Here is a 21,509-nt window from a genome sequence, read left to right as displayed (position 1 = left end):
AATTTATCTGTTTTTTTGAAAGTTTTAACAATAAACTTCTCATAATTTCGCTTACTATGATTATCAGAGAAAGATCCAATTGGTTTTTGATGTTGTTTATCTGGAGAGGTTCTGTTTTACGAAAGATTATTCCGCAACTTTTAATTATCACAGCATTTTCTGTCGTAGTCCTTTATTTCAAAGGCAATGTCTACGAATATAAAGTCCATCTCAACCCGGCTATCTTTACATTACTGGGTCTTTCGTTGGCCATTTTTATGGGATTTTGCAATTCCGCAAGCTATGAAAGGTTTTGGGAAGGAAGAAAGCTTTGGGGGGCATTGCTGATCGAATCAAGGTCATTGACCCGCCAAGTCACGACTTTGATTAATGATGATTCGAAAGATTCTGCATTGAAAAAGCAGCAATTTGTCCGGATGATTGTCGCATTGTGTTGGGCTCTTAATTTTCAGCTAAGGAATAAAGATCCGAAGTATAAATTGAGAAATTTACTATCCGAAGAGCACTTTAAAAGAATTGAAGATAAAAAATTTTTACCGGTAATTCTTCTAAATCTGATGGCGGAGTGGATTAATGAACAAAACAGGAACAAGAAGATGGATACCATAATCCTGTCTTCTATAGATGCACAGCTTAACAGTATATCACAGATTATAGGGGGATGCGAGAGGATTGCAAGTACACCTTTACCTTTTGCATATAGCGTTTTGCTGCACAGGACAGTTTATATGTACTGTTTCTGGCTGCCGTTCGGACTGGTAGATGTGGTGGGCTGGATGATGCCTGTGATTGTACTGTTTGTCAGTTACACATTCATTGCCCTGGATGCAATTATTCAGCAGATTCAGGATCCATTCGGCGAGGAGGAAAATGATCTTGCGCTTAATAATCTATGTGATACCATTCAGTTTTCTATCTATGAGCTGGCTGATATCGCTCAACCTGATTTCAAGACCTCCAACCATTATTTTATTGACTGATGGATTTTTTCTCAGAGCAAAAATTCGCAAAGGCGGATAAGATGTCAAAAGGTGATTACAGCAATTGTGAATTTCTTCAGTGTGATTTTGCAAATACTGATCTTTCTAATTACAGATTTTCCGATTGTGAGTTCAAAGACTGCGATTTCAGCAATGCTAAAATTTCCGATGTCGTGTTTCGGGATGTTATTTTCCAAAATTGTAAAATGATCGGGCTCAATTTTGAAGTGATTAATCAGTTCAATATTTCGTTCCGTTTTGAAAATTGTATACTAAATCATTCTTCCTTTTACGGAACAGATATCAGGAAAACGATATTTAGTAGTTGTAGTCTTATTGAAACCGATTTTACAGAAAGTAATTTGTCTTACTCTGCATTCACAAATTCAAATCTTACTGATGCTGTTTTTGAAAGAACAAATCTGGAATATTCTGACCTTAGATCTGCTATCAATTTTTCCATCGATCCAAATCAAAATCAACTAAGAAAAGCAAGATTTTCAAGAGATAATCTTTCGGGTTTATTATATCAATTAAATATAATTATAGACTAAATTTGCTATAATTATTCCCAATTAATTTTCAATACCAATTAAGCAAGAAATGAAAAAAACATTATATGCAGTTTTGTTGTTATCTGTCACATTATCTGCACAGTATACGGATATTAACATTATCAAAGAAGTCAAAGTAAAAAATAAAGGTGTCGTGGTTTCCGCGCATCCTTTGGCAAGTGAAGCAGGAGCAAAAATATTGAAACAAGGCGGAAACGCTTTTGATGCAGTCATTGCCACACAGCTCGCGCTGGCTGTGGTTTATCCACAAGCTGGAAACATTGGCGGTGGCGGATTTTTGGTAGGTACCACTTCGGATGGAAAAAATATAGCATTAGATTATCGGGAAACTGCACCATCTAAAGCAAGTTTCGATATGTATTGGGACAAAAAAGGCAATGCTAATACAGATCTTTCACAAAATGGTAGATTGGCAGTGGGTGTTCCGGGAAGTGTATCCGGGATGTTTGAAACAACGAAATATGCCAGATTACCATTTTCTACACTCATTGAACCCGCAATAGATCTAGCAGAGAAAGGCTTTGCCATAACAGAACAGGAAGCTGGATTATTAAACGCTCACAAAAATGATTTTCTGAAACATAATAAAAATAAAATCGCTTTTGTGAAGGATAACTTGTGGAAAGCAGGTGACCTTTTACTACAACCAGAATTGGCAGAAACACTTAAGCGAATTCAAAAAGTTGGCGAAAAGGAGTTTTATGAAGGAAAAACAGCAGAATTAATTGTTGAAGAAATGAAACTCGGAAACGGTATTATTCAGCGAAAAGATCTTAAAAATTATAAAACAAAACAACGTAAAGCATTGGTTTTTAATTATAAAGATCATCAGGTAGTGTCTATGCCAATGCCTTCCAGTGGTGGAACTTTGCTTGCCCAAATGCTGAAAATGGTTTCTTACGAAGATCTTTCCAAGTACCAGATGAACTCAGAAGAAGCGGTTCAGATTATGGTTGAGGCGGAACGCAGAGCTTATGCTGACCGAGCGGAATATATGGGTGATCCTGATTTTATAGAGGATAAGACGCAAATGCTGATTTCTGACAATTATCTTAAAAGCCGATGGAAATCTTTTGATAAAAATACTGCAACACCAAGCAAAGATGTAGGTAAAATCATCAACCCAAACCAAAAGGAAAGTACAGAAACAACGCATATTTCTATTCTGGATAAATTTGGTAATGCAGTTTCTGTTACTACCACACTCAACGGACTTTACGGAAGTAAAACCGTGGTTTCTGGTGCTGGATTTTTTCTGAATAATGAAATGGATGACTTTTCAGTAAAACCAGGTGTTCCCAATATGTATGGAGCTGTAGGTGGGGAAGCTAATAAAATACAACCGGGAAAAAGAATGCTTTCTTCTATGACACCAACAGTAGTGCTGAAAGACGGCAAAGTAAAAATGGTAGTAGGAACACCCGGCGGGACTACAATTCCCACCTCGGTATTCCAAGCTGTTGTAGATGTTATTGACTTTAAGCAAAATGCAAATTTCTCTGTTAATGCGCCGAAATTTCATCATCAGTGGCTTCCAGAGGTAGTAAAAGTTGAAAATAAATTTCCGGAAACTACTATTAAAGCTTTAGAAAAGAAAAATTATAAGTTCGAAAAAGTTTCGCAGATTGGAAGGACAGAAGTTATTGTGGTAGACAGCAATCAGAATATCCACGCAGTAGCAGATGGGCGAGGCGATGACTCTGTAGGAGTAGAATAAGAGGGAGTTTGAGTTAATATTGAAAAAAGGCTTCCAATTTTGGAAGCCTTTTTATTATTGAATCTCAATAAGCTTAGGTTCTTGCTTTCTTGCTTTTTCTGTTTTCGGGATGTTGAGTTTCAGTACACCATTTTCATATTTTGCCTGGATCCGTTCCTCATCCACAACATCTTTTGCCAGCTCAAAACTACGCGAAAAAGACTGGTAGCTGAATTCTTTTCTCATATATTGGCCGGTTCTGTCTTCTGTTTCATTTTTTTTGGTAGATGAAATTGTCAGAAGATTACCTTCCAAAGTGATCATGAAATCTTCCTTTTCCAATCCCGGTGCAGCTACTTCCACTTCAAAGCAATCATCAAGTTCTTTGATGTTTACAGATGGAAGTGTCGTTCTTGTTGAAGAAAAATTATTATTGCCCCAGTTAAAAAGTTCGCGGCTGAAAAAGTCATCGAACAATGTTCTCGGACTGGCAGGGAACAAATCGCCAGTGTTTCTTTTTACAATTGACATAACAAACTGATTTTAAAAGGTTAAACAATATTTTTTGTAAACTCAATTTCATAAATTCCAATGGTATGCCAACTGTTTTTATTATGAAATTCTGTCATTTTAGGTGAAAATTTGTCATCCATGAAAAAAGGCTTCCGTATTCGGAAGCCCAATGTTTTTATAATATGAAATTTTGATTATCTGGCAATGTTCACAGCTCTTGTTTCTCGGATTACAGTTACTTTGACCTGACCTGGATAAGTAAGCTCATTCTGTATTTTTTCTGAGATATCATAAGATAGCTGGTAAGCATTTTCGTCATTTACCTTGCCGCTTTCTACCATAACTCTCAGCTCTCTACCAGCCTGGATAGCATAAGCGCTAGACACGCCCTCAAAACTCAAAGCTGCAGCTTCAAGATCTTTCAGTCTCTGGATGTAAGACTCCAAGACTTGTCTTCTTGCGCCTGGTCTAGCTCCAGAAATCGCATCGGCCACCTGTATAATAGGAGATAGGAGAGAAGTCATCTCAATTTCGTCGTGGTGCGCACCAATAGCATTAATCACTTCAGCATTTTCACCAAATTTTTCAGCCCATTGCATCCCAAGAAGTGCGTGTGGCAATTCAGATTCCTGCTCAGGAACTTTACCGATATCGTGTAAAAGACCAGCTCTTTTGGCCAGTTTAACATTCAATCCTAATTCCGCAGCCATAGTTGCTGCGATATTGGCAACTTCTCTAGAGTGCTGTAATAAATTTTGACCGTAAGAGGAACGGAATTTCATTCTACCAACAATCTTAACCAATTCAGGGTGAAGTCCGTGAATTCCAAGGTCAATGATCGTTCTCTTTCCAACTTCGATGATTTCTTCCTCGATTTGTTTTCTGGTTTTATCCACCACTTCTTCGATTCTCGCCGGATGAATTCTGCCATCTGTAACTAATCTGTGAAGTGACAATCTTGCGATCTCTCTTCTTACCGGATCGAAGCAAGACAGTAGAATAGCTTCCGGTGTATCATCTACAATAATCTCTACACCTGTAGCAGCTTCTAAAGCACGGATATTTCTACCTTCACGGCCAATAATTCTACCTTTGATTTCATCAGACTCAATGTTGAAAACAGAAACCGAATTTTCGATGGCCTGTTCTGTCCCGATTCTCTGAATGGTTTGGATGATGATTTTTCTAGCTTCATTTTTTGCATTAAGCTGAGCTTCTTCCATAATGCTTTGAACGTGTGCTTGGGCTTTGGTTTTAGCTTCTGCTCTCAGAGATTCTACCAATTCGCTTTTTGCCTCTTCTGCTGAATAGTTGGAAATTTTTTCCAGCATTTCTACTTTTTGAGCGGTTGCAACATCCAAATCGTGCTGTTTTTTCTGAAGAATGTCTAGTTTTTTGTTATAGTCATTGATTTGCTTTTCAAGATCTTTTTCCAGTTTTCCGGCTTTACTTAGCTCGTCATTAAGTTTGCTCTCTTTGTCTTTGATGCGTTTTTCCGAGTCATGCATTTTCTTTTCTCTGGACTGGATGTCTGCATCATGCTGGGATTTCAGTTCAAGGAATCTTTCTTTGGCTTGTAGCTGTTTTTCTTTTTTTACGGCTTCTGCCTGTACACTAGCTTTTTCTATAATGTTTTCGGCGCTCTTTTTGGCGTCTTCTATCATATATTTTGCCTTAGAATTGATAGAGCTTTTCCCGAAGAAAAGTCCTGCTACGGCTCCTATAAGAAGTGCGACAACACCGATAATAATGGTAATTGTGTCCATAAATTTATATATATTGAGTTTTAATTGTCTCTCTAATTGATGGAAGTCAGACGTCTGAAGTTAGATAATTTTGTAACCACACACGCTCTTTTCCAATTTAATAAACTTCCGTCATCCAACTTTTTACTTATGACGGAACATAAAAAAACCTACAACAGTTCAGTTATAGAGTAAACTCCATAAAAACACGATTTGGACTGATTTTCATTTTCTGTAATCTGCGCAAGGCAGCACGCCATCAAATGAACTTTCGTCCGGTAATTTTTAATTGTTGAGTTTACTTCTTTGTGTTAGAACTATTGTAGGCAACTTGTAGCCAGAATATTAATCCTCCAGCTGTTCCAGGAGCGTATTGATTTTACTCACACGCTCATTTGTATTTTTTATATTTTTCTCGTTATTTAAAGAATATACTTCCGCATTGGTTCCCAGTTTCAAAGCGCACATCGCAAGAGCATCCTGTTTGTCTCTCACATCAAAGCTTGCTTCGAAGTCCTTAATCATTGTTTCTATCTGTTTTCCTACTTTCCGAAGCGTCTCCTCTTCGGCAGCAGGTACGTTCAGCGGATAGTTTCTACCGGCAATATTGATTGTTATTCTTCTGAAATCCATATTTTATAAGCCGTTATTTTGAAGTTCGGAAATACACATATCTATTTCTTTTACTAGTCTGTTGATGTGATTTTTCATCAGACGGTTATGTTCTGCATTTCCGGATATCGCTGAATATAGTTTTAATTCTTTATTTTCTTCTGCCAAATTCTGGTTTCTGCGCCTTTCTTCTGCATATTCTTCTTTCAGCTTTTCTAGTTCATCGGACTGTTCTGCATATTTTTCCGAAAGATTCCTGAACTTCTTATGTAGGTTGAGGATCTTTTTTTCCAATACAGAAAAGTTGTTTTCTAACTCGCTTAGCATCACCAGAATTAAATTCTAACTTTTACAAAAATAGGAAAAATTAATGATGAATTAAAGGCTTATTGTCGTTTTATTAAAAGAGAATGCTTTTTATTTGATTTATAGAGATTTAAAGTTTTTATAATTCTTTATTTTGCTGACAAAGCCTACTAAAATATTACAATAAAGGTATCCGGCGCAGCTGCGTGAGGGCGAAAGGCATTGTTGGAGCTCCTCCGCCAGAGGCGGAGAGCGACTGCCTGCAGACCGACCTTTAGAGAATTGCGCGCTCGCAACGCGAGCGCGCAATTCTCTAAAGGTCACGCCATAAAAAAAAAACTTGGAAAGCCTTTTTATATTGATTTTATTCGAATTTCAGTACCAGCATAAATGCCCGGCTTTGCATGCTGGAAATGGCTGGTGTCCAATAAGGTGGTGTGCTGGATTTGTCCTGAACCAACTCGTTATTGGTGAAAAAAGTTCCGCGGACTGCTGGTGTCAGTTTGAATCTGCTGAAGTAAAACTGTATCCCGATTTCTGCAGACCAGCCGAAGTTATGAGTAGTTGTTCGGAACGTATTGACACTGTTGTCGCCTTCGGAACGTTCGTTGGATTGCAGATTCATCAGGTAGTTGATTCCTGCAGCAGCGTATGGACGGGAATTGTACCAGCGGTCTCCGTGTATCTCCAGCAAAATAGGTACATCAACATAAGTTGATTTTACGGTTCTTTTTATATCTACATCGGTTGGTATAATTGGAGGCACAACTGATCCATCAGGCAATGGATAGCCTGAACGGTACATTTCGTTAACTTTATCAAAAGTATTGAATGTGAGTTCTCTTTGTACGAAATGCAAGCCCGGCTCAATTCTCAGATCAAGAAATTCATTAAGCCGCATTTTACCGATAAGTCCTGCGCCAAAGCTGTAAGTAGGCTTGGATTCAACAAGGTTTTTATTACCATCTGTTCCATATGTACGATCCAGAACCATTTTATAATCGAAATTGTTGGCAGCAAGATAGAATCCTGCTGTAAATTTTATAAAATCAACAGCTTCCATATTTTCCGGTCTGTCTTTGGTTCGGAAAAGGTTATTGAACGTTTGTGCCTGGAGATTACTCCCAAAAGTAAGGCTTAGTAATAAAATCTTGATCAATCGCTTCTTCATCCTATTTTGTAGCTTTATAAATGGTGGCTATTCCTAAACTTAATTTTGTGTATTCTACCTTTCTGAATCCTGTATTCAGAAGTATTGATTTCATTTTTTCTCCGTAAGGAAAGGCATTAACGGAATCCGGAAGATAGGTATAAGCTCTGTTGTCTTTAGAAACCAAACGACCGATTGCCGGCAATATATTTTTAAAGTAAAACATATAGAACGGCGCCAAAAATCCTTCGACTTTGGAGAATTCTAAAATATAAATACTCTTATTTTCCTTCACAACTCTTCTAAGTTCCGATAGACCTTTTTCCAGATTTTCGAAGTTCCTCACTCCAAATGCAACGGTTACACCATCAAATTTATTGTCTTCAAACGGAAGTTGTTCTGCATCGCCTTTCTGCATCGTAATCTTACCGTCAAGATTTTGCTTCTTGATTTTTTCGATTCCCACATTCAGCATTTGTTGAGAAAGATCAAGTCCAACAACATCTGAGTTGGTCCCTTTCTGAACTGCTAATGCTAAATCTCCTGTTCCAGTCGCTACATCCAAAACTAATTGTGGTTGGTCTTTTTTTAGCATATCTACCAACTTGTTTCTCCATAGCACATCAATTTTCATCGATAAAACGTGATTCAAAAGGTCATATTTTGGCGCAATGTTGTCAAACATATCTTCGACTTGACTTTTCTTGCTGTTTTCGGAGTTATATGGTGTTACGTTGTTGTGTTCCATTTTTTTATAAGTGATAATTTATAAATGATAAATGATAGCTTAATTTCAAAATCACTTAAAATTTGTAATAGTTGTTGTAATAATTGATAAAATCCTGCTTTCTGAAAATCTTTGATCTGCTTTCAATTTTTGCGACGTTTTTGATAACACGATCATAATCTTCGTCCAAATTATAATAAAAGTCTTCAGAATATAGCTTGTTTATTTTCTTAACATCGCCAAGATAAAGCTTCTTGTCAATCTCCAATCCTGGTTTTGTAGCCATCAAAGAATCTTTGTTCAAACCGTAACCATAGTATTGATTGTTGATGTAATAATCTTTGTGTGTAATATTCAGAAGGCCTCTAACTTTGTTCACTGTAAAGGCAGAATCGTAAAGCATTTGTTTGTTTTGATCAAAAACCTGAATCTTGTTTTTTCCTTTATTAAGGTCAACTTTCAGATATTGTCCCGCAGATAAAACCTTTTCTTCGCCGTTATTGACTTTGAAATAATAAGTTTCCGGCGTAGGATTGTCCACTAAGTAATAATTCGGTTTTGCCAAAAACAAAAAGTAGATCGCAAAGGCAAATCCCATTGCCAACAAAGAAAAAATCAAACCTTTTGTAGATGCGCTCAGATTTTTCATAGAGTGATTAAAGATGCGAATTTACGGATTTTTTCTTAGCTGTAATTCTGATATTAGTCAAGACTTTCGTTAACGAAAAATAAAACTTCTGTATCTCTTAGTTTTTCTTTTTTTTGAGGATTGAAATTGAATTCTGGCGCTTTGGTTCCGTTGTCTAAATTCAGATTTGGATTTTTGAAAATCAATGTTTCATCCCATATATTTTGATTGATGAATTCCTGCAAAGTAAATCTTCCACCTTCTATAATCACGGACTGAATATGTAATTCATACAATTTTTCTAAAATCTTATTAATAGAGTTTTCTCTTCTTATTTTAACAAATTTCAGATTTTTATCTTCCAGGTTTTTAACCGAATTAAAAATAATTGTTTCTGCCTCATCATTATAAATATTAGAATTTTCAGAAACTTCGAGATTGAAATCAATCAAAATTCTAATAGGATTTCGACCTTCAACATCTCTTACCGTCAAACTTGGATTGTCGTGAAGTGCGGTGTTTTTTCCAACAAGAATCGCATGTTCCTCACTTCGCATCTGGTGAACAAACTGTTTTGACAGAGCATTGCTGATTTGGTACGGCTGAAAATCCTTATCCATAAAACCGTCCACAGATTCTGCCCATTTCAGAATAATGAAAGGTCTTTTTCTCTCGTGATAAGTGAAAAATCTTTTGTTGAGCTGTCTGCATTCATCTTCAAGGACACCTGAAACAGCCTCAATTCCTGCATCGGTAATGATTTTTTTTCCTTTTCCATTCACTTTGTCGTGGCTGTCCATAGCGCCAATCACCACTTTTTTGAATCCTAGCTCTTTGATCTTCATTGCACAAGGTGGCGTTTTTCCAAAGTGAGCACAAGGTTCCAGCGAAACATAGATTGTAGATTCTGGAATCAGATGTATGTCTTCCTCTTTTATAGAATTAATCGCATTGATTTCTGCGTGTGGTTCGCCAGCTTTTTTGTGAAAACCTTCGCCAATTATTCTGTCGTCATAAACGATCACAGAACCAACCAAAGGATTTGGATAGGTTTTTCCCAATGCTTTTTCTGCTAATTCTATACACCTGCGGATGTAAATTTCATCGTTCATTCTTGCTAAATCATTTTTTTTTCGGGTCTACAGCAGTCGGTTTGTATGTTACAGGCGGAACAGCTGTTGTAATCACGGCTTCCATTAGTTTGCTTCTCTCTTTTGAAAGTGATCTGGAAGCGTATTTTAGATCGCCGGCAAGACGTTTTGAATAAGAAAATATGAGAAAAGATTTTTTGCCGTTTGCGTCAAAGCTTTTAAATCTGTCAATGTTATATTCGGCGTAAGATTCACCTTCTTTTGGACTTACAGTGATTAGATAATCTACAATCATTTCTTTACCGTCCGGACTTTCCGTAACGCCCACAAAAGCATATTTGTCCTGATTTTTTTCTTTTAGCTTTTCGACGTAATCTACTTTTTGTTTTGCGGCCATTTCCATGTCAATCTCTTTGTCGAAATACGAGATATTGATGAGTTCTTTATAATTTTTGAAATCATCATCTCTCAGGATATATTGCTGTTGCGCCCAAGTTGCAGAATTCTGTTTACTCCAAGCCAGGAAATATTCACTTTCATTGAACTTTAGTGGTCCGGGAATATTTAATCTGTCTATTATTTCAACCGGTGCAGAAACAGAAACCTCGTCGTTTTTAGTTTCCTGAGAATGAAAACTCGATGACAATGCGAAAATGCAAAAAGCAGAAAGTAAAATTTTATTTTTCATAACTTTTGATTTGGAATTTAAGTTCTCGTTGATTTGGTTAATTTTTGAGGGTGATTTTTGCGGAAATCTACTTGATCTCTGTAAGAACATTTTAAAAATTATTTCAATTCAGTCGGAATCACGCAAACAGGAATCGGATTCATCTTGTGTTGAGTTGCCTTGTTGAATTTCAGGTAGATTTCCATCACTTCTTTTTGTCTTCCTTCGAAGTCTGCTTCAGTTTTTCCAGCAAGTTGTTGCTCCATTGCCCATTCCAATTCGGGGTAAGTAGCGCCAATTTGATCTTCGTCTGTCCTGTCAACTTCCCAAAGTCCGTCCGTTGGTTTTGCTTGTTGAATGCTTTCAAGAATACCTAATTCTTTTGCAATCTCATAAACCTGGGTTTTATAAAGATCTGCAATAGGAGAGATGTCAACACCGCCGTCGCCATATTTTGTAAAGAATCCAACGCCGAAATCTTCAACCTTATTTCCGGTTCCCGTTACCAAAAGTCCGTTGATTTGACCATAATAGTATAGTGTAACCATTCTCAATCTTGATCTTGTGTTAGCTTCAGCAAGATTTTTATTTGGAGAATCGTCTTTGTAACCGTCAGTTGTTTTTTCAAAAGATTCAAATGTTGGTGTCAAATCAACTCGGAAGCCTTCAACATTAGAGAAATTTGATTTTAAAAATTCGATGTGATCTTGGGCTCGGTCAACTTGGTCGGCTTTTTGACGGATTGGCATTTCCAAAACCAAAGTTTGCAATCCTGTTTTCGCTGCCAAAGTTGAAACCACTGCGGAATCTATTCCTCCGGAAACACCTACTACAAAACCTTTTGAATTCGCTTTGGTTGCATAATCTTTTAACCAGTTGACAATATGATCTATTACTTTTTGTGTCTGCATAATATTTTGTTAAAATTCTTGATTCAAGATTTAAAGCGTTATTTTTGCTATTCGAAAATCTTAATGTAAAAATAATGAAGTTTTTCCGATATATCACGATTTCTGCAGTTTTAGTTTTTGGATTAAGTTCTTGCAAAAAAGAAAATGAAAACCAATGGAATGTTGAAATCAAAAATCCTGTTAAAAAAGTAGAGGTCACAGATTTGTCTGGTGAATTTTATAATTCTTCGGTAAGTTTGGAAGATTTCAAAGCGAAATATCCTTGGTTTCAGGGTTCTGTTCCAGATGCAGATTACGACAACAGAAGAAAAGATACAATGGAAGTTCGTGTTTATAAAGAAGCGATTTCTAAGATTGATAAAACAAAATTGAATAAAGATTTAGTTGATCTTTTCTCACATATCAAAAATTACTTTCCGAATTTTGTTCCGCCTCATATTTATCTTTATTCATCGGTTGTTGATCCTCAAAATGTTACAGATCCGATTTTTCTGAGAGAAGATCAGAATATGCTTTTTGTTGATGTTACAGGTTTTATGGGAGATGGTAATAAAAATTACAAAGGTCTGGATTTATATTTTCAAAAATCGATGAATCCTGATAATTTGGTTCCGAAAATCTCTGCTTTTTTTGCGGCAAGATTGGTTCCTGCTCAGATGGAACAACAAAAGTTTTTGGATCAGATGGTTTATCAAGGAAAAATTCAGATTCTTCAAGACGCATTTTTACCAAATGTTCCGGATTACTTGAAAATCAATTATACCAAAGAACAATACGATTGGGCGGTAGCGAACGAAGCCAATATCTGGAACTATTTTGTTGAAAATGATTTGCTCTTCAGTGCAGATCCAAATCTTTCCGAAAGATTCATCACGCCTGGACCTTTCTCAAAATTCTATACAGAAGTGGATAGAGAAAGCTCGCCACAAATAGCCATTTGGACAGGTTGGCAGATTTGCAAACATTATTTGAAAGCTCATCCGGAAGAAAAATTACCGGTGTTTTTAAAGAAAAATGCAACGGAGATTTTCAATGCTTCAGATTATAGACCCAAGTAGAGTTTTGAGAGTTTTTTAAATAATTTAATTTTTTGCTGAGCGGAGCGCCTTCGCGAATCTTAAAAATTTTTTCAATTAGGAAAAAAAAACTTTGCGGACTTTGCGTTTAAAATTAGAATAAATATCACTTAATATATTAAGAATAAAATCAATGAAAAAGACAAAAATCGTTATAGATTTAGAATTGGACGATAATCACGTTCCGGAGAAAATGTTTTGGAAAGCCGAAGACGGCGGAATCAAGAGACAGGAAACCAAAGCTGCGATGATTTCCGTTTGGGACAGCAAAGCAATGGAAGCTCTTAGAATCGACCTTTGGACAAAAGATATGCCTGTTGACGAGATGAAAAGATTCTTTCATCAGATCCTGGTTTCAATCGGTCACACTTATGAAAGAGCAACCAGCGAAGAAGATGTAGCACAATGGATTGCAGAAATGGCTGAGGAATTTGCTGTGAAGTCTGCGATAAAAATGTAATAATTGCTGGATGTTGGAAGTCTGAAGCTGGAAGTTTTTTCATCCATCTTCCAACATCCATCTTCTAACCTAAAAATATAAAATATGAAATTCAATACAAAAGTGATACACGGTGGACAACACCACGAACCAGCAACTGGAGCGGTAAACGTTCCTGTATTTTTAACATCCACATTTGCTCAAAAAAGCCCGGGACAATTACTTTCCGGTTACGAATATTCCAGAGGAGCAAATCCTACGAGACAAGCTTTGGAAGATTCTTTGGCAAGCATAGAAAACGGAGCTAGAGGTTTAGCTTTCGGTTCCGGTTTGGCAGCGATTGATTGTGTTTTGAAATTGCTAAGTCCCGGCGACGAAGTGATTGCTGTAGACGACCTTTACGGTGGATCTTACAGAATGTTCACCAGATTATTCGAGAAATATCAGCTGAAATTTACATTCATCGGTTTTGATAATGTTGAAGAATTAGAAAATGTTATCACTGATAAAACCAAATTAATTTGGCTAGAAACGCCTACCAATCCGTTGATGAAATTGGTGGATATCAAAATGGTTGCTGATACTGTAAAAGGTAAAGATATTTTGGTCGCAGTTGATAACACATTTGCGACACCTTATATTCAAAAACCTTTGGATTTAGGTGCTGATATTGTGATGCATTCTGCAACTAAATATTTAGGCGGACATTCTGATGTGATTGCCGGCGCTTTGATTGCAAAAGATGCTGAATTAGGAGAGAAATTACATTTCATTCAGTTTGCAAGCGGTGGTATTTTAGGTCCTCACGATTCTTATTTGGTGTTGAGAGGAATCAAAACATTGGCACTTAGAATGCAAAGACATTCTGACAACGGTTTCGAAATCGCTAAATTTCTTGAAAATCATTCTTTGGTAGAAAAGATTTATTATCCAGGATTGTCGTCTCATCCGCAATATGATTTGGCAACAAGACAAATGACGGAATTTGGAGGAATGGTTTCTTTCACGTTCAAGTCTGGGAAGAAAGAAGATGCGATTAAATTCTTAGAAAATATCAAAGTTTTCACTTTGGCAGAATCTTTGGGTGGAGTAGAATCGTTGGCCAATCTTCCTGCGATGATGACGCACGCATCGATTCCAGAAGATAAAAGAGCAGTTTTGGGAATCACAGACGATTTGGTTAGACTGAGTGTCGGAATCGAAGATGCAGAAGATTTGATTGCCGATTTGGAACAAGCTTTCAATGCAATTGATAATTAACAATTAATAATTAAAAAATATGACTTTTCGTGATGCAACTTTAGATGACCTTCCTAAGATTGTGGAAATTTACAATTCTACGGTTGCATCTCGATTGGTCACCGCTGATTTGGAACCTGTTTCTGTCGAGAGTAAACTCGTGTGGTTTCATCATCATAACCCCGAATTTCGTCCGCTTTGGATGATTTTGGATTCGGAGAAAAATACCGTTGGCTGGGTAAGTTTTCAGGATTTCTATGGAAGACCTGCTTATCAGAAAACAGCTGAAATCAGTCTTTATATTGATGAAAAATATCGAGGAAAAGGTTTGGGCAGATTGATTCTGGAATATGCCATCGAAAAATCTCACGCCCTTGGAATCGAAAATCTTCTCGCTTTCATCTTCGCTCATAATCTTCCAAGTTTGTCTTTGTTTGAAAAATTCGGATTTGAACTGTGGGCCAATCTCAAAAATATTGCCGAATTGGATGGCGAAAAACGAAGCCTGATTATCCTCGGAAAAAATATTAAAGAATAAATTGATAGGATGGAACATTGGACGTCTTATTTGTATTGGAGCATTTCGGTTTTGGCGATTTTATCGGTTCTGATGCCTGCGATTAAAAATACATATTGGACTTTTAGGATTTTTGATTATCCGCGTTTTCAGAAATTTATCATTCTTCTAATTCTTATTGTCGCTTGGTTTTTCACTTATGAAAATCCGAATATTTACGAATATCTGATTCTGATTCTGGAAGCAATCTGTGCCATCTATCTTCTCTACATTATTATTCCATATACCAATTTTGGGAAAACAATGATTGACCAGATAAAGCCGAATGCTAGTGAAAAAGTTCTTGATATTTTGGTTTGTAATGTTTATCAGCATAACCGGAATTATCAGAAATTAATTGATTTGGTTAAGAAAGAGAATCCCTCTGTTTTGTTCTTTTTGGAAACCGATAAAAAATGGCAAAATGCATTGAAATTGGTTACTGATGATTACAAATATAAAATCGAAGTTCCTTTGGATAACACTTATGGACTTCTGTTTTACAGTCATTTTCCAGTCAAAAATTATGAAATCAATTATTTGGTTGATAATGATATTCCTTCGATTGTTGCGGATTTGGAATATAACAACCAGATTGTGAGTTTGTTTGGTATTCATCCTACGCCACCGGTTCCTCAGGAAAATCCCGCAAGCACCGAACGCGATGCCGAGATTCTTCTGGTGGGCGAAAAGGCAGAGGAATTTGGAAAACCAGCCATTGTTTTTGGTGACCTGAATGATGTCGCCTGGTCCAGAACGACCAAGCTGTTTCTAAAATCCAGCGGAATGCTAGATCCACGACGTGGACGAGGAATGTACAATACGTTTCACGCCAAATATTGGTTTCTGCGCTGGCCGCTTGACCATTTTTTCGTGAGTCCGCATTTCCGGTTGGTCGATATGAAAGTGATGAAATCTGTTGATTCTGACCATTTTCCGATTTGGATTTCTTTGGTTGTAAGAAACGAGGACAAAGAAGACCAATTCAACATTTCACAAGAAGAAAAAGAAGAAGTGGTTGAAAAAATAGAAGAAGGTATCGAAAAAGGTGATGCCAATTAAAATTCTTAATTTAGTTCTTTAAATCCAAAATTTATGAAAAAGCTAATTTTTGCTTTCGCAGTTTTCTTTTGTATTCAATTTTCATTGGCTCAGAAATCTGACGTTAATCCGATTTATATTGTTGATAACGTGATTGTTTCTAATGTGTTGCTTCACAGCTTCAATCCAGAAGAAATTCAAAGTGTTCAAGTTTACAAATCGCCGTCTTCGCAAATCGAACAATATGATGACCTCGTGAAAAATGGTTTGATTAATATTGTAATGAAAAAGCCTCAAACTATCGAAAAAGTAACCATTGCTGAAGCTAAAACAAAATTGAATCTCACTCAAGAATCAAGATTTTTTCTAAATGATATCGAAGTTCACAACCAATCGATTCTAATTGCAGAAGACCTTCTGAAAAAAGCCAGAATTCTACAGCCTGACAAGAAATTCAATAATTATAAAGTTCCTGCAATCAGCATAGAAACCAATTAAATTTTTATAAAAAAGCTTCGAGAGCCTCATCCTGACAATTATTATAATTAAAGTTTTAGTATTAGAATTGTCATCCTGAGCGGAGTCGAAGGATTTTCTATTGATGAATAAATCTACTTTTGTGGTTCAAAAATTCTTTAATTTCGCAGAATGAAAATAGCATTCTTAGGACCCGAAGCCTCTTTTACACAGTTAACTGCAAAGCAATTATTCCCAAACGAAGAATTGATTCCGAAAGCTAATATTTTAGATTGCTTTTTGGCAGTTCAGAATAATGAGGTTGATAAAGCAGTTGTTCCGTTGGAAAACTCGATAGAAGGAACGGTTTCTATGACTTTGGATTATCTTTATCAAACGCCGGAAATCAGAGTTGAAGCGGAAGCCGTAATGCCAATTGCACATCATCTGATGATCCATCCAAGTCAAGAAAATGATACTGCAATCGAGAAAATCTATTCTCATCCTCAGGCTCTTGCGCAAAGTTTTCATTTTTTAAATCAGAATTATCCCGAAGTTACAAAACAAGATTTTACTTCTACAGCTGCGGCTGCAAAACGGGTTTCTGAAAATCCTGATAGAAAAATTGCAGCTGTTGCCAACAAATTTGCTGCGGAATTATACGGTCTGAAAATCATAAATGACAACATTCACGATGTTGAAGAAAATCATACGAGATTCATTGTGATCTCCAAAAGTGATGAAAGTTTTGACAGCGATCTGAACAGTTCTGGAAAGAAAACCGGACTTTTGATTACACTTCCACAAGATCACGCCGGAGGACTTCATCAGGTTTTATCGGTTTTTGCGTGGCGCAATATGAACCTTAGCAAAATCGAATCCCGAACTTTGAAAACCAAACTCGGTAACTATTTCTTTTTTGTAACTGTTGTCGGAGATTGGAACAATGTTCTTTATATCAATTCGATTGATGAATTGAAAGCGATTGGCGCTGATGTTAAGTTTTTGGGGAATTATAAGGAGTTCTTGTTGGAATCTTAATCTTTTATTCTTGATTTTAAATCCATATTGGCACCAATAATTCTTGTGATTTCTATTTCATTTATGTCTAAAATTCGGTAAAAGATAATATGTGGTAATGTACTGAAAAATAGTTGGTGGATTTTAGAAAATTAATGTTTAGATTCCGCCTGTTAATCCGAAGAGGAAAAAGGCAATGGTGGAGACCAACCTTTCAGCAATAGGATTAAATATGTCGATTGGCAAGAAATCCAAAAATGTCAGAAGCAATTTCGCTATAGTTTTTACCAATATTCGGGTTTTCTGAAAGCATTTGACAGAAGCTAATTAGTTCCTAGTAATAGTTATCCGCTTGCTTTTCTGACCAAGATTGATAAGTATATTCATAAATATTTGAAAGGTCTTCTACAGCTTTGTTTGTGAAGAAATATTTAGCCATTTTTCATTTTGGCTTTTAGTGATGCAAGATGACCTTGTGGTTCAAAATCTTTTGCAATCCCACTTTTGATTCCTTCTTGTACAGCGGTTTTAAGGAATTGTAATTTGTTTTCCTCTTCTTCCAAAAGTCTCAATCCAGCACGAATCACTTCGCTAGCGTTCTTGAATCTCCCTTGTGAAATTTTGTCATCCACAAAATCTTCAAAATGATTTCCTAAGGAAACAGATGTATTTCGCCCCATATTAATTTTTTTATTGTAAATCAAAGTTACCAAATTTTGGTAATTATTTAAATCTTATTTTTTTAATCTTCATCCGGAGTGTCGTCAAGATTAACAATTTTCTTATTTATAAAAAAATAAACTGGCAATCCAATCAAAATCAATCCCAATCCTGGCCACGTATATTGCGGTTTATAAATAAATAACAGAATACAAAATCCGGTTCCAATCAAAAGATAGAGAATAGGCGTAAAAGGATAAAGAAAAGTTTTGTAACCTCTTTCCAGTCCAGGTTTTTTGATTCTCAGATAGATGACACCAAAAACGGTAATCATATAAAACAAAACAATCACAAACGAAATCATATCCAGCAAATCGCCATATTGTCCGCTCAGACAAAGCAAACTTGCCCAAATCCCCTGCATCCAAAGTGATTTTGCAGGTACGCCGTTTTTATTATTTTCAACGGCTGATTTTAGAAATAATCCGTCTTTCGCCATTGTCTGAAAAACTCTTGCGCCGGCGAGAACAATTCCGTTCACACAACCGAAAGTCGAAATCATCACAAGAACTGCAATGATAATGGTTCCTGCATTTCCAAACATTTTTTCGGCAGCAGCAACAGCAACTCTGTCATTCGCAGCAAAAGCGATAGAATCTCTATCGAGTGCGTTGAGGTAAACGAAATTCACGAGAAGATAAAGAATCATCACAGCCGAAGTTCCTAAAATCATTGCCTTTACAACGTTTTTCTTTGGATTTTCGATTTCTCCGGAGATAAAAGTCACATTTTCCCAAGCTACAGAACTGAATACAGAACCTACCATTGCGGCAGCGATCCCGCCAACAAGAGTAGCACCAGAAATGCTTTTCCATTCGGTTTGTTTCAGATTTTGAAACGCGTCCCAGCCGAAACTCATATTAGAACTCCAATTGGATTGAGAAATCAAAACAAAACCTAGAACAATCAAACCGAGAAGTGCGATGATTTTGGATGAAGTAAAAACATTTTGCAAAATCTTACCAAACTGAACGCCTTTCGTATTCACAAAAGTCAGAAACAGAATCACAAAAATCGCCAGAATCTGAGTCCACGTGATTTTAAATTCGCCACTTTGAAAAATCGGAGCAGCATCATTCAAACTTGGAACAAGATAAGCTGTAAATTTTCCAAACGCGACAGCAACCGCGGCAATCGTTCCCGTTTGAATCACAGTAAACATTCCCCAACCGTACAGAAATCCCATTGGTTTCCCGAAAATCTCTGTGATGTAAGTGTATTGTCCGCCTGCTTTTGGAAACATCGCCGAGAGTTCACCATAACTAATTGCTGCTGCAACCGTCATTACTGCTGTAATCAACCAAACTACAATCATCCAGTAACCAGAACCTAGATTTCGCATAATGTCTGCGCTTACGATAAAAATTCCGCTTCCTATCATAGATCCCATTACGATCATCACCGCATCCCAAAGTTTGAGTTTTTTCTCCATAGTTTTTATTATTAACCAAATATATAAAAAGATGTGATAAGTTTTTTAGGTGATTTTTTTGTGTTTAAAGGTCTAATCAGCTGAAAAATTTTAGGTTGATAAGTGATTGTGGTAAAACTAAAATGATATTTTTCTCAAAAGTATTCTTTAAAATTAAGATTTTATTAAACTTTAGCTAATGATTTGCAGTGGCGCATATAAAAGTGTAATTTTGCCAACTTAATTTTGAACCTTATGGAATTAGAATACAAAGAACATCTGAGCCCAATGCTGAAAGGCGATGTCAAGAATTATTTGATTGATATCGATGGAACGATTACAGACGATGTTCCTAACGAAGAACCAGAAAGAATGGTTACTTGCGAGCCTTTTCCGGATGCTTTGGCAACTATTAATAAATGGTATGACGAGGGTCATCAGATTTGTTTCTTCACTTCCAGAACAGAAGATTTGAGAGAAATCACAGAAACTTGGCTGAACAAACACGGTTTTAAATACCACAGCGTTCTGCTTGGGAAACCAAGAGGCGGAAACTATCACTGGATAGATAATCACCTTGTACGCGCAACAAGATACAAAGGAAAATTCACGGATTTGGTTGAAAAACAAGTAACCATAGAGGTTTTCCGTGACTAAAAATATTCTAAATCAAAAATTCCCGAGCCTCCAACTTTCGGGAATTTTTGATTGGATGACAAAACTCCTAGCCCCGATTGACTCTATTATTTTATTAAATTAAGGAATCGTCGAAACTACGTTTTGTAGTGGAAATCCTTTTGCTTTTTTTTCACATATGAAAAAGCAAAAGATTGCAACGGAAAGCGGGATTAAGCTCTTAAACCAATTAATTATTGAACAGATTCTGTTCTTCAAAAAACATACAATTTATAATGAAAGTACTTGCTAATGACGGATTGACGCAATCTGGAATAGATGCGCTAAAAGACAATGGATTTGAGGTAATCACGGACAAAGTGGCTCAGGAAAATCTAATCACTTATATCAACGAAAATCAAGTTAAAGTTCTGCTTGTAAGAAGTGCTACGAAAGTGACGAAGGAAATGGTGGATAACTGCCCAAGTCTGGAAATCATCGGTAGAGGTGGAGTTGGAATGGACAACATCGAGGTTGCTTATGCTAGAGAGAAAGGAAAACACGTAATCAATACACCTGCAGCGTCTTCGGAATCTGTTGCAGAATTGGTGTTTGCACATCTTTTCTCAGGAAGCAGATTTCTGCAGGATTCTAACAGACAAATGCCTGTAAAAGGAAATACTGAGTTTGCAAAATTGAAGAAAAAATACGAAGCTGGAATTGAATTGAGAGGAAAAACTATCGGAATTGTTGGAATCGGAAGAATCGGACAAGAGGTTGCTAGAATCGCGCTTGGATTGGGAATGAAAGTGATTGCTTCCGATACAAGAATCGGGAAAGCAAGTGTACGTGTAGATTTCTACAATCAGCAATATATTAACGTAGAGATAGAAACTGAGCCGTTGGAACAATTGATTCAGCATTCGGATTTTATCACGCTTCACGTTCCTGCTCAGGATGGTCCTATCATTGGAAAATCAGAATTAGAGAAAATGAAAACTGGCGCAGCGATCGTAAATTGTGCTAGAGGTGGCGTAATAGATGAAGAAGCTTTGATAGAAGCTTTGGATTCTGGGAAATTGGCGTTTGCAGGTCTTGATGTTTTCGAGAATGAACCAACGCCTTCTGAAAAAATCCTGACGCATCCAAAAATCTCTTTGACGCCTCACACCGGTGCAGCTACAGAAGAAGCTCAGGACAGAATCGGAACTGAGTTGGCGAATCAGATTGCCAGTATCCTTTTGGTTAAATAATTTAACTTAAACATCAAAATAATGCTCGTTTTTTAACGGGCATTTTTTATTTTCCCCATTCAGATTAAAATTTTACTTTTGT

General features: G+C 36.6%; 25 protein-coding genes. 12 read left to right on the top strand and 13 right to left on the bottom strand.

All coding sequences use genetic code 11. The features are described from left to right. The first annotated feature begins 56 nt into the window (after nucleotides 1–56). From EGH73_RS03285 to ggt, 3 genes are read left to right on the top strand one after another with little or no spacing between them, the layout of a single operon-like run. Nucleotides 57–980 (top strand): bestrophin family protein, encoded by a 924-nt coding sequence (locus EGH73_RS03285; protein ID WP_123280678.1) that lies wholly within the window; start codon nucleotides 57–59, stop codon nucleotides 978–980. A 41-nt stretch (nucleotides 981–1,021) separates the two neighbouring features. After that, a complete protein-coding gene (locus EGH73_RS03280) occupies nucleotides 1,022–1,534 on the top strand; it encodes a pentapeptide repeat-containing protein (protein WP_177165161.1) in 513 nt (170 codons plus the stop codon). A gap of 49 nt (nucleotides 1,535–1,583) precedes the next feature. After that, nucleotides 1,584–3,272 carry a gamma-glutamyltransferase gene (ggt, locus tag EGH73_RS03275; protein WP_123280677.1) on the top strand — a complete coding sequence of 563 codons (1,689 nt, stop codon included), beginning with the start codon at nucleotides 1,584–1,586 and terminating at the stop codon, nucleotides 3,270–3,272. Nucleotides 3,273–3,326: 54 nt separating this feature from the next. Here the strand turns inward: ggt and EGH73_RS03270 are convergent, their stop codons facing one another. The 10 genes from EGH73_RS03270 to nadE all read right to left on the bottom strand — a co-directional run bounded on the left by EGH73_RS03270 (nucleotide 3,327) and on the right by nadE (nucleotide 11,601). After that, nucleotides 3,327–3,782 (bottom strand): Hsp20/alpha crystallin family protein, encoded by a 456-nt coding sequence (locus tag EGH73_RS03270; protein ID WP_076782537.1) that lies wholly within the window; start codon nucleotides 3,780–3,782, stop codon nucleotides 3,327–3,329. Between the two features lie 176 nt (nucleotides 3,783–3,958). Further along, nucleotides 3,959–5,530 (bottom strand): ribonuclease Y, encoded by a 1,572-nt coding sequence (gene rny / locus EGH73_RS03265; RefSeq protein WP_123280676.1) that lies wholly within the window; start codon nucleotides 5,528–5,530, stop codon nucleotides 3,959–3,961. A 324-nt stretch (nucleotides 5,531–5,854) separates the two neighbouring features. Beyond that, nucleotides 5,855–6,142, bottom strand: a complete 288-nt coding sequence (locus tag EGH73_RS03260; protein WP_123280675.1) for a cell division protein ZapA — start codon at nucleotides 6,140–6,142, stop codon at nucleotides 5,855–5,857. A 3-nt stretch (nucleotides 6,143–6,145) separates the two neighbouring features. After that, complete coding sequence (locus EGH73_RS03255; RefSeq protein WP_123280674.1) at nucleotides 6,146–6,448, bottom strand: hypothetical protein; 303 nt, start codon at nucleotides 6,446–6,448, stop codon at nucleotides 6,146–6,148. Between the two features lie 343 nt (nucleotides 6,449–6,791). Then, on the bottom strand, nucleotides 6,792–7,598 hold the full coding sequence (porT, locus tag EGH73_RS03250) for a type IX secretion/gliding motility protein PorT/SprT (RefSeq protein ID WP_123280673.1): 807 nt from the start codon (nucleotides 7,596–7,598) through the stop codon (nucleotides 6,792–6,794). Nucleotide 7,599: 1 nt separating this feature from the next. Beyond that, nucleotides 7,600–8,325, bottom strand: a complete 726-nt coding sequence (gene ubiE, locus EGH73_RS03245) for a bifunctional demethylmenaquinone methyltransferase/2-methoxy-6-polyprenyl-1,4-benzoquinol methylase UbiE (RefSeq protein ID WP_123280672.1) — start codon at nucleotides 8,323–8,325, stop codon at nucleotides 7,600–7,602. Between the two features lie 55 nt (nucleotides 8,326–8,380). Further along, complete coding sequence (locus EGH73_RS03240; RefSeq protein ID WP_123280671.1) at nucleotides 8,381–8,953, bottom strand: hypothetical protein; 573 nt, start codon at nucleotides 8,951–8,953, stop codon at nucleotides 8,381–8,383. Nucleotides 8,954–9,006: 53 nt separating this feature from the next. Beyond that, nucleotides 9,007–10,044, bottom strand: a complete 1,038-nt coding sequence (ribD, locus tag EGH73_RS03235) for a bifunctional diaminohydroxyphosphoribosylaminopyrimidine deaminase/5-amino-6-(5-phosphoribosylamino)uracil reductase RibD (RefSeq protein WP_123280670.1) — start codon at nucleotides 10,042–10,044, stop codon at nucleotides 9,007–9,009. A gap of 10 nt (nucleotides 10,045–10,054) precedes the next feature. Further along, on the bottom strand, nucleotides 10,055–10,711 hold the full coding sequence (locus EGH73_RS03230; RefSeq protein ID WP_089768274.1) for a hypothetical protein: 657 nt from the start codon (nucleotides 10,709–10,711) through the stop codon (nucleotides 10,055–10,057). Between the two features lie 98 nt (nucleotides 10,712–10,809). After that, complete coding sequence (nadE, locus tag EGH73_RS03225) at nucleotides 10,810–11,601, bottom strand: NAD(+) synthase (RefSeq protein WP_123280668.1); 792 nt, start codon at nucleotides 11,599–11,601, stop codon at nucleotides 10,810–10,812. A gap of 74 nt (nucleotides 11,602–11,675) precedes the next feature. Between nadE and gldB the strand changes: the two genes are divergently transcribed. From gldB to pheA, 7 genes are all read left to right on the top strand, one after another. Beyond that, nucleotides 11,676–12,659: a gliding motility lipoprotein GldB gene (gene gldB, locus EGH73_RS03220; protein WP_123280667.1), complete on the top strand. Its 984-nt coding sequence runs from the start codon at nucleotides 11,676–11,678 to the stop codon at nucleotides 12,657–12,659. A 151-nt stretch (nucleotides 12,660–12,810) separates the two neighbouring features. After that, nucleotides 12,811–13,137, top strand: a complete 327-nt coding sequence (gene gldC / locus EGH73_RS03215) for a gliding motility protein GldC (RefSeq protein ID WP_123280666.1) — start codon at nucleotides 12,811–12,813, stop codon at nucleotides 13,135–13,137. An 84-nt stretch (nucleotides 13,138–13,221) separates the two neighbouring features. Next, nucleotides 13,222–14,376, top strand: coding sequence for a cystathionine gamma-synthase (locus EGH73_RS03210; RefSeq protein ID WP_123280665.1), 1,155 nt, complete (start codon nucleotides 13,222–13,224; stop codon nucleotides 14,374–14,376). Nucleotides 14,377–14,395: 19 nt separating this feature from the next. After that, on the top strand, nucleotides 14,396–14,893 hold the full coding sequence (locus tag EGH73_RS03205; RefSeq protein ID WP_123280664.1) for a GNAT family N-acetyltransferase: 498 nt from the start codon (nucleotides 14,396–14,398) through the stop codon (nucleotides 14,891–14,893). 9 nt (nucleotides 14,894–14,902) lie between these two features. After that, complete coding sequence (locus EGH73_RS03200; RefSeq protein ID WP_221177735.1) at nucleotides 14,903–15,973, top strand: endonuclease/exonuclease/phosphatase family protein; 1,071 nt, start codon at nucleotides 14,903–14,905, stop codon at nucleotides 15,971–15,973. A 33-nt stretch (nucleotides 15,974–16,006) separates the two neighbouring features. Further along, nucleotides 16,007–16,450: a porin family protein gene (locus EGH73_RS03195; RefSeq protein WP_123280663.1), complete on the top strand. Its 444-nt coding sequence runs from the start codon at nucleotides 16,007–16,009 to the stop codon at nucleotides 16,448–16,450. A 150-nt stretch (nucleotides 16,451–16,600) separates the two neighbouring features. After that, nucleotides 16,601–17,449: a prephenate dehydratase gene (gene pheA / locus EGH73_RS03190; RefSeq protein WP_123280662.1), complete on the top strand. Its 849-nt coding sequence runs from the start codon at nucleotides 16,601–16,603 to the stop codon at nucleotides 17,447–17,449. A 313-nt stretch (nucleotides 17,450–17,762) separates the two neighbouring features. Here the strand turns inward: pheA and EGH73_RS03185 are convergent, their stop codons facing one another. The 3 genes from EGH73_RS03185 to EGH73_RS03175 all read right to left on the bottom strand — a co-directional run bounded on the left by EGH73_RS03185 (nucleotide 17,763) and on the right by EGH73_RS03175 (nucleotide 19,580). Next, on the bottom strand, nucleotides 17,763–17,867 hold the full coding sequence (locus EGH73_RS03185; RefSeq protein WP_123280661.1) for a type II toxin-antitoxin system RelE/ParE family toxin: 105 nt from the start codon (nucleotides 17,865–17,867) through the stop codon (nucleotides 17,763–17,765). Then, on the bottom strand, nucleotides 17,860–18,108 hold the full coding sequence (locus EGH73_RS03180; RefSeq protein WP_123280660.1) for a type II toxin-antitoxin system ParD family antitoxin: 249 nt from the start codon (nucleotides 18,106–18,108) through the stop codon (nucleotides 17,860–17,862). Before EGH73_RS03180 ends, EGH73_RS03185 begins: the two co-directional genes overlap by 8 nt. Nucleotides 18,109–18,170: 62 nt before the next feature. Then, nucleotides 18,171–19,580, bottom strand: a complete 1,410-nt coding sequence (locus EGH73_RS03175) for an APC family permease (protein ID WP_123280659.1) — start codon at nucleotides 19,578–19,580, stop codon at nucleotides 18,171–18,173. Between the two features lie 234 nt (nucleotides 19,581–19,814). Between EGH73_RS03175 and EGH73_RS03170 the strand changes: the two genes are divergently transcribed. Beyond that, on the top strand, nucleotides 19,815–20,216 hold the full coding sequence (locus tag EGH73_RS03170; protein ID WP_123280658.1) for an LNS2 domain-containing protein: 402 nt from the start codon (nucleotides 19,815–19,817) through the stop codon (nucleotides 20,214–20,216). Between the two features lie 254 nt (nucleotides 20,217–20,470). Next, on the top strand, nucleotides 20,471–21,427 hold the full coding sequence (locus EGH73_RS03165; RefSeq protein ID WP_123280657.1) for a D-2-hydroxyacid dehydrogenase: 957 nt from the start codon (nucleotides 20,471–20,473) through the stop codon (nucleotides 21,425–21,427). The last annotated feature ends 82 nt before the right edge of the window (nucleotides 21,428–21,509 follow it).

The sequence above is a fragment of the Epilithonimonas hominis genome (assembly GCF_003730015.1).
Classification (GTDB): domain Bacteria; phylum Bacteroidota; class Bacteroidia; order Flavobacteriales; family Weeksellaceae; genus Epilithonimonas; species Epilithonimonas hominis.
Note: the sequence above shows the minus strand (reverse complement) of the source record. Positions and strands in the feature narration are given on the sequence as shown.

What these genes read in the sequence shown, in the direction of transcription:
- EGH73_RS03285 (WP_123280678.1), top strand. Translation starts at nt 57, where the DNA reads ATGATTATCAGAGAAAGATCCAATTGGTTTTTGATGTTGTTTATCTGG.
- EGH73_RS03280 (WP_177165161.1), top strand. Translation starts at nt 1,022, where the DNA reads ATGTCAAAAGGTGATTACAGCAATTGTGAATTTCTTCAGTGTGATTTT.
- ggt (WP_123280677.1), top strand. Translation starts at nt 1,584, where the DNA reads ATGAAAAAAACATTATATGCAGTTTTGTTGTTATCTGTCACATTATCT.
- EGH73_RS03270 (WP_076782537.1), bottom strand. Translation starts at nt 3,782, where the DNA reads ATGTCAATTGTAAAAAGAAACACTGGCGATTTGTTCCCTGCCAGTCCG.
- rny (WP_123280676.1), bottom strand. Translation starts at nt 5,530, where the DNA reads ATGGACACAATTACCATTATTATCGGTGTTGTCGCACTTCTTATAGGA.
- EGH73_RS03260 (WP_123280675.1), bottom strand. Translation starts at nt 6,142, where the DNA reads ATGGATTTCAGAAGAATAACAATCAATATTGCCGGTAGAAACTATCCG.
- EGH73_RS03255 (WP_123280674.1), bottom strand. Translation starts at nt 6,448, where the DNA reads ATGCTAAGCGAGTTAGAAAACAACTTTTCTGTATTGGAAAAAAAGATC.
- porT (WP_123280673.1), bottom strand. Translation starts at nt 7,598, where the DNA reads ATGAAGAAGCGATTGATCAAGATTTTATTACTAAGCCTTACTTTTGGG.
- ubiE (WP_123280672.1), bottom strand. Translation starts at nt 8,325, where the DNA reads ATGGAACACAACAACGTAACACCATATAACTCCGAAAACAGCAAGAAA.
- EGH73_RS03240 (WP_123280671.1), bottom strand. Translation starts at nt 8,953, where the DNA reads ATGAAAAATCTGAGCGCATCTACAAAAGGTTTGATTTTTTCTTTGTTG.
- ribD (WP_123280670.1), bottom strand. Translation starts at nt 10,044, where the DNA reads ATGAACGATGAAATTTACATCCGCAGGTGTATAGAATTAGCAGAAAAA.
- EGH73_RS03230 (WP_089768274.1), bottom strand. Translation starts at nt 10,711, where the DNA reads ATGAAAAATAAAATTTTACTTTCTGCTTTTTGCATTTTCGCATTGTCA.
- nadE (WP_123280668.1), bottom strand. Translation starts at nt 11,601, where the DNA reads ATGCAGACACAAAAAGTAATAGATCATATTGTCAACTGGTTAAAAGAT.
- gldB (WP_123280667.1), top strand. Translation starts at nt 11,676, where the DNA reads ATGAAGTTTTTCCGATATATCACGATTTCTGCAGTTTTAGTTTTTGGA.
- gldC (WP_123280666.1), top strand. Translation starts at nt 12,811, where the DNA reads ATGAAAAAGACAAAAATCGTTATAGATTTAGAATTGGACGATAATCAC.
- EGH73_RS03210 (WP_123280665.1), top strand. Translation starts at nt 13,222, where the DNA reads ATGAAATTCAATACAAAAGTGATACACGGTGGACAACACCACGAACCA.
- EGH73_RS03205 (WP_123280664.1), top strand. Translation starts at nt 14,396, where the DNA reads ATGACTTTTCGTGATGCAACTTTAGATGACCTTCCTAAGATTGTGGAA.
- EGH73_RS03200 (WP_221177735.1), top strand. Translation starts at nt 14,903, where the DNA reads ATGGAACATTGGACGTCTTATTTGTATTGGAGCATTTCGGTTTTGGCG.
- EGH73_RS03195 (WP_123280663.1), top strand. Translation starts at nt 16,007, where the DNA reads ATGAAAAAGCTAATTTTTGCTTTCGCAGTTTTCTTTTGTATTCAATTT.
- pheA (WP_123280662.1), top strand. Translation starts at nt 16,601, where the DNA reads ATGAAAATAGCATTCTTAGGACCCGAAGCCTCTTTTACACAGTTAACT.
- EGH73_RS03185 (WP_123280661.1), bottom strand. Translation starts at nt 17,867, where the DNA reads ATGGCTAAATATTTCTTCACAAACAAAGCTGTAGAAGACCTTTCAAAT.
- EGH73_RS03180 (WP_123280660.1), bottom strand. Translation starts at nt 18,108, where the DNA reads ATGGGGCGAAATACATCTGTTTCCTTAGGAAATCATTTTGAAGATTTT.
- EGH73_RS03175 (WP_123280659.1), bottom strand. Translation starts at nt 19,580, where the DNA reads ATGGAGAAAAAACTCAAACTTTGGGATGCGGTGATGATCGTAATGGGA.
- EGH73_RS03170 (WP_123280658.1), top strand. Translation starts at nt 19,815, where the DNA reads ATGGAATTAGAATACAAAGAACATCTGAGCCCAATGCTGAAAGGCGAT.
- EGH73_RS03165 (WP_123280657.1), top strand. Translation starts at nt 20,471, where the DNA reads ATGAAAGTACTTGCTAATGACGGATTGACGCAATCTGGAATAGATGCG.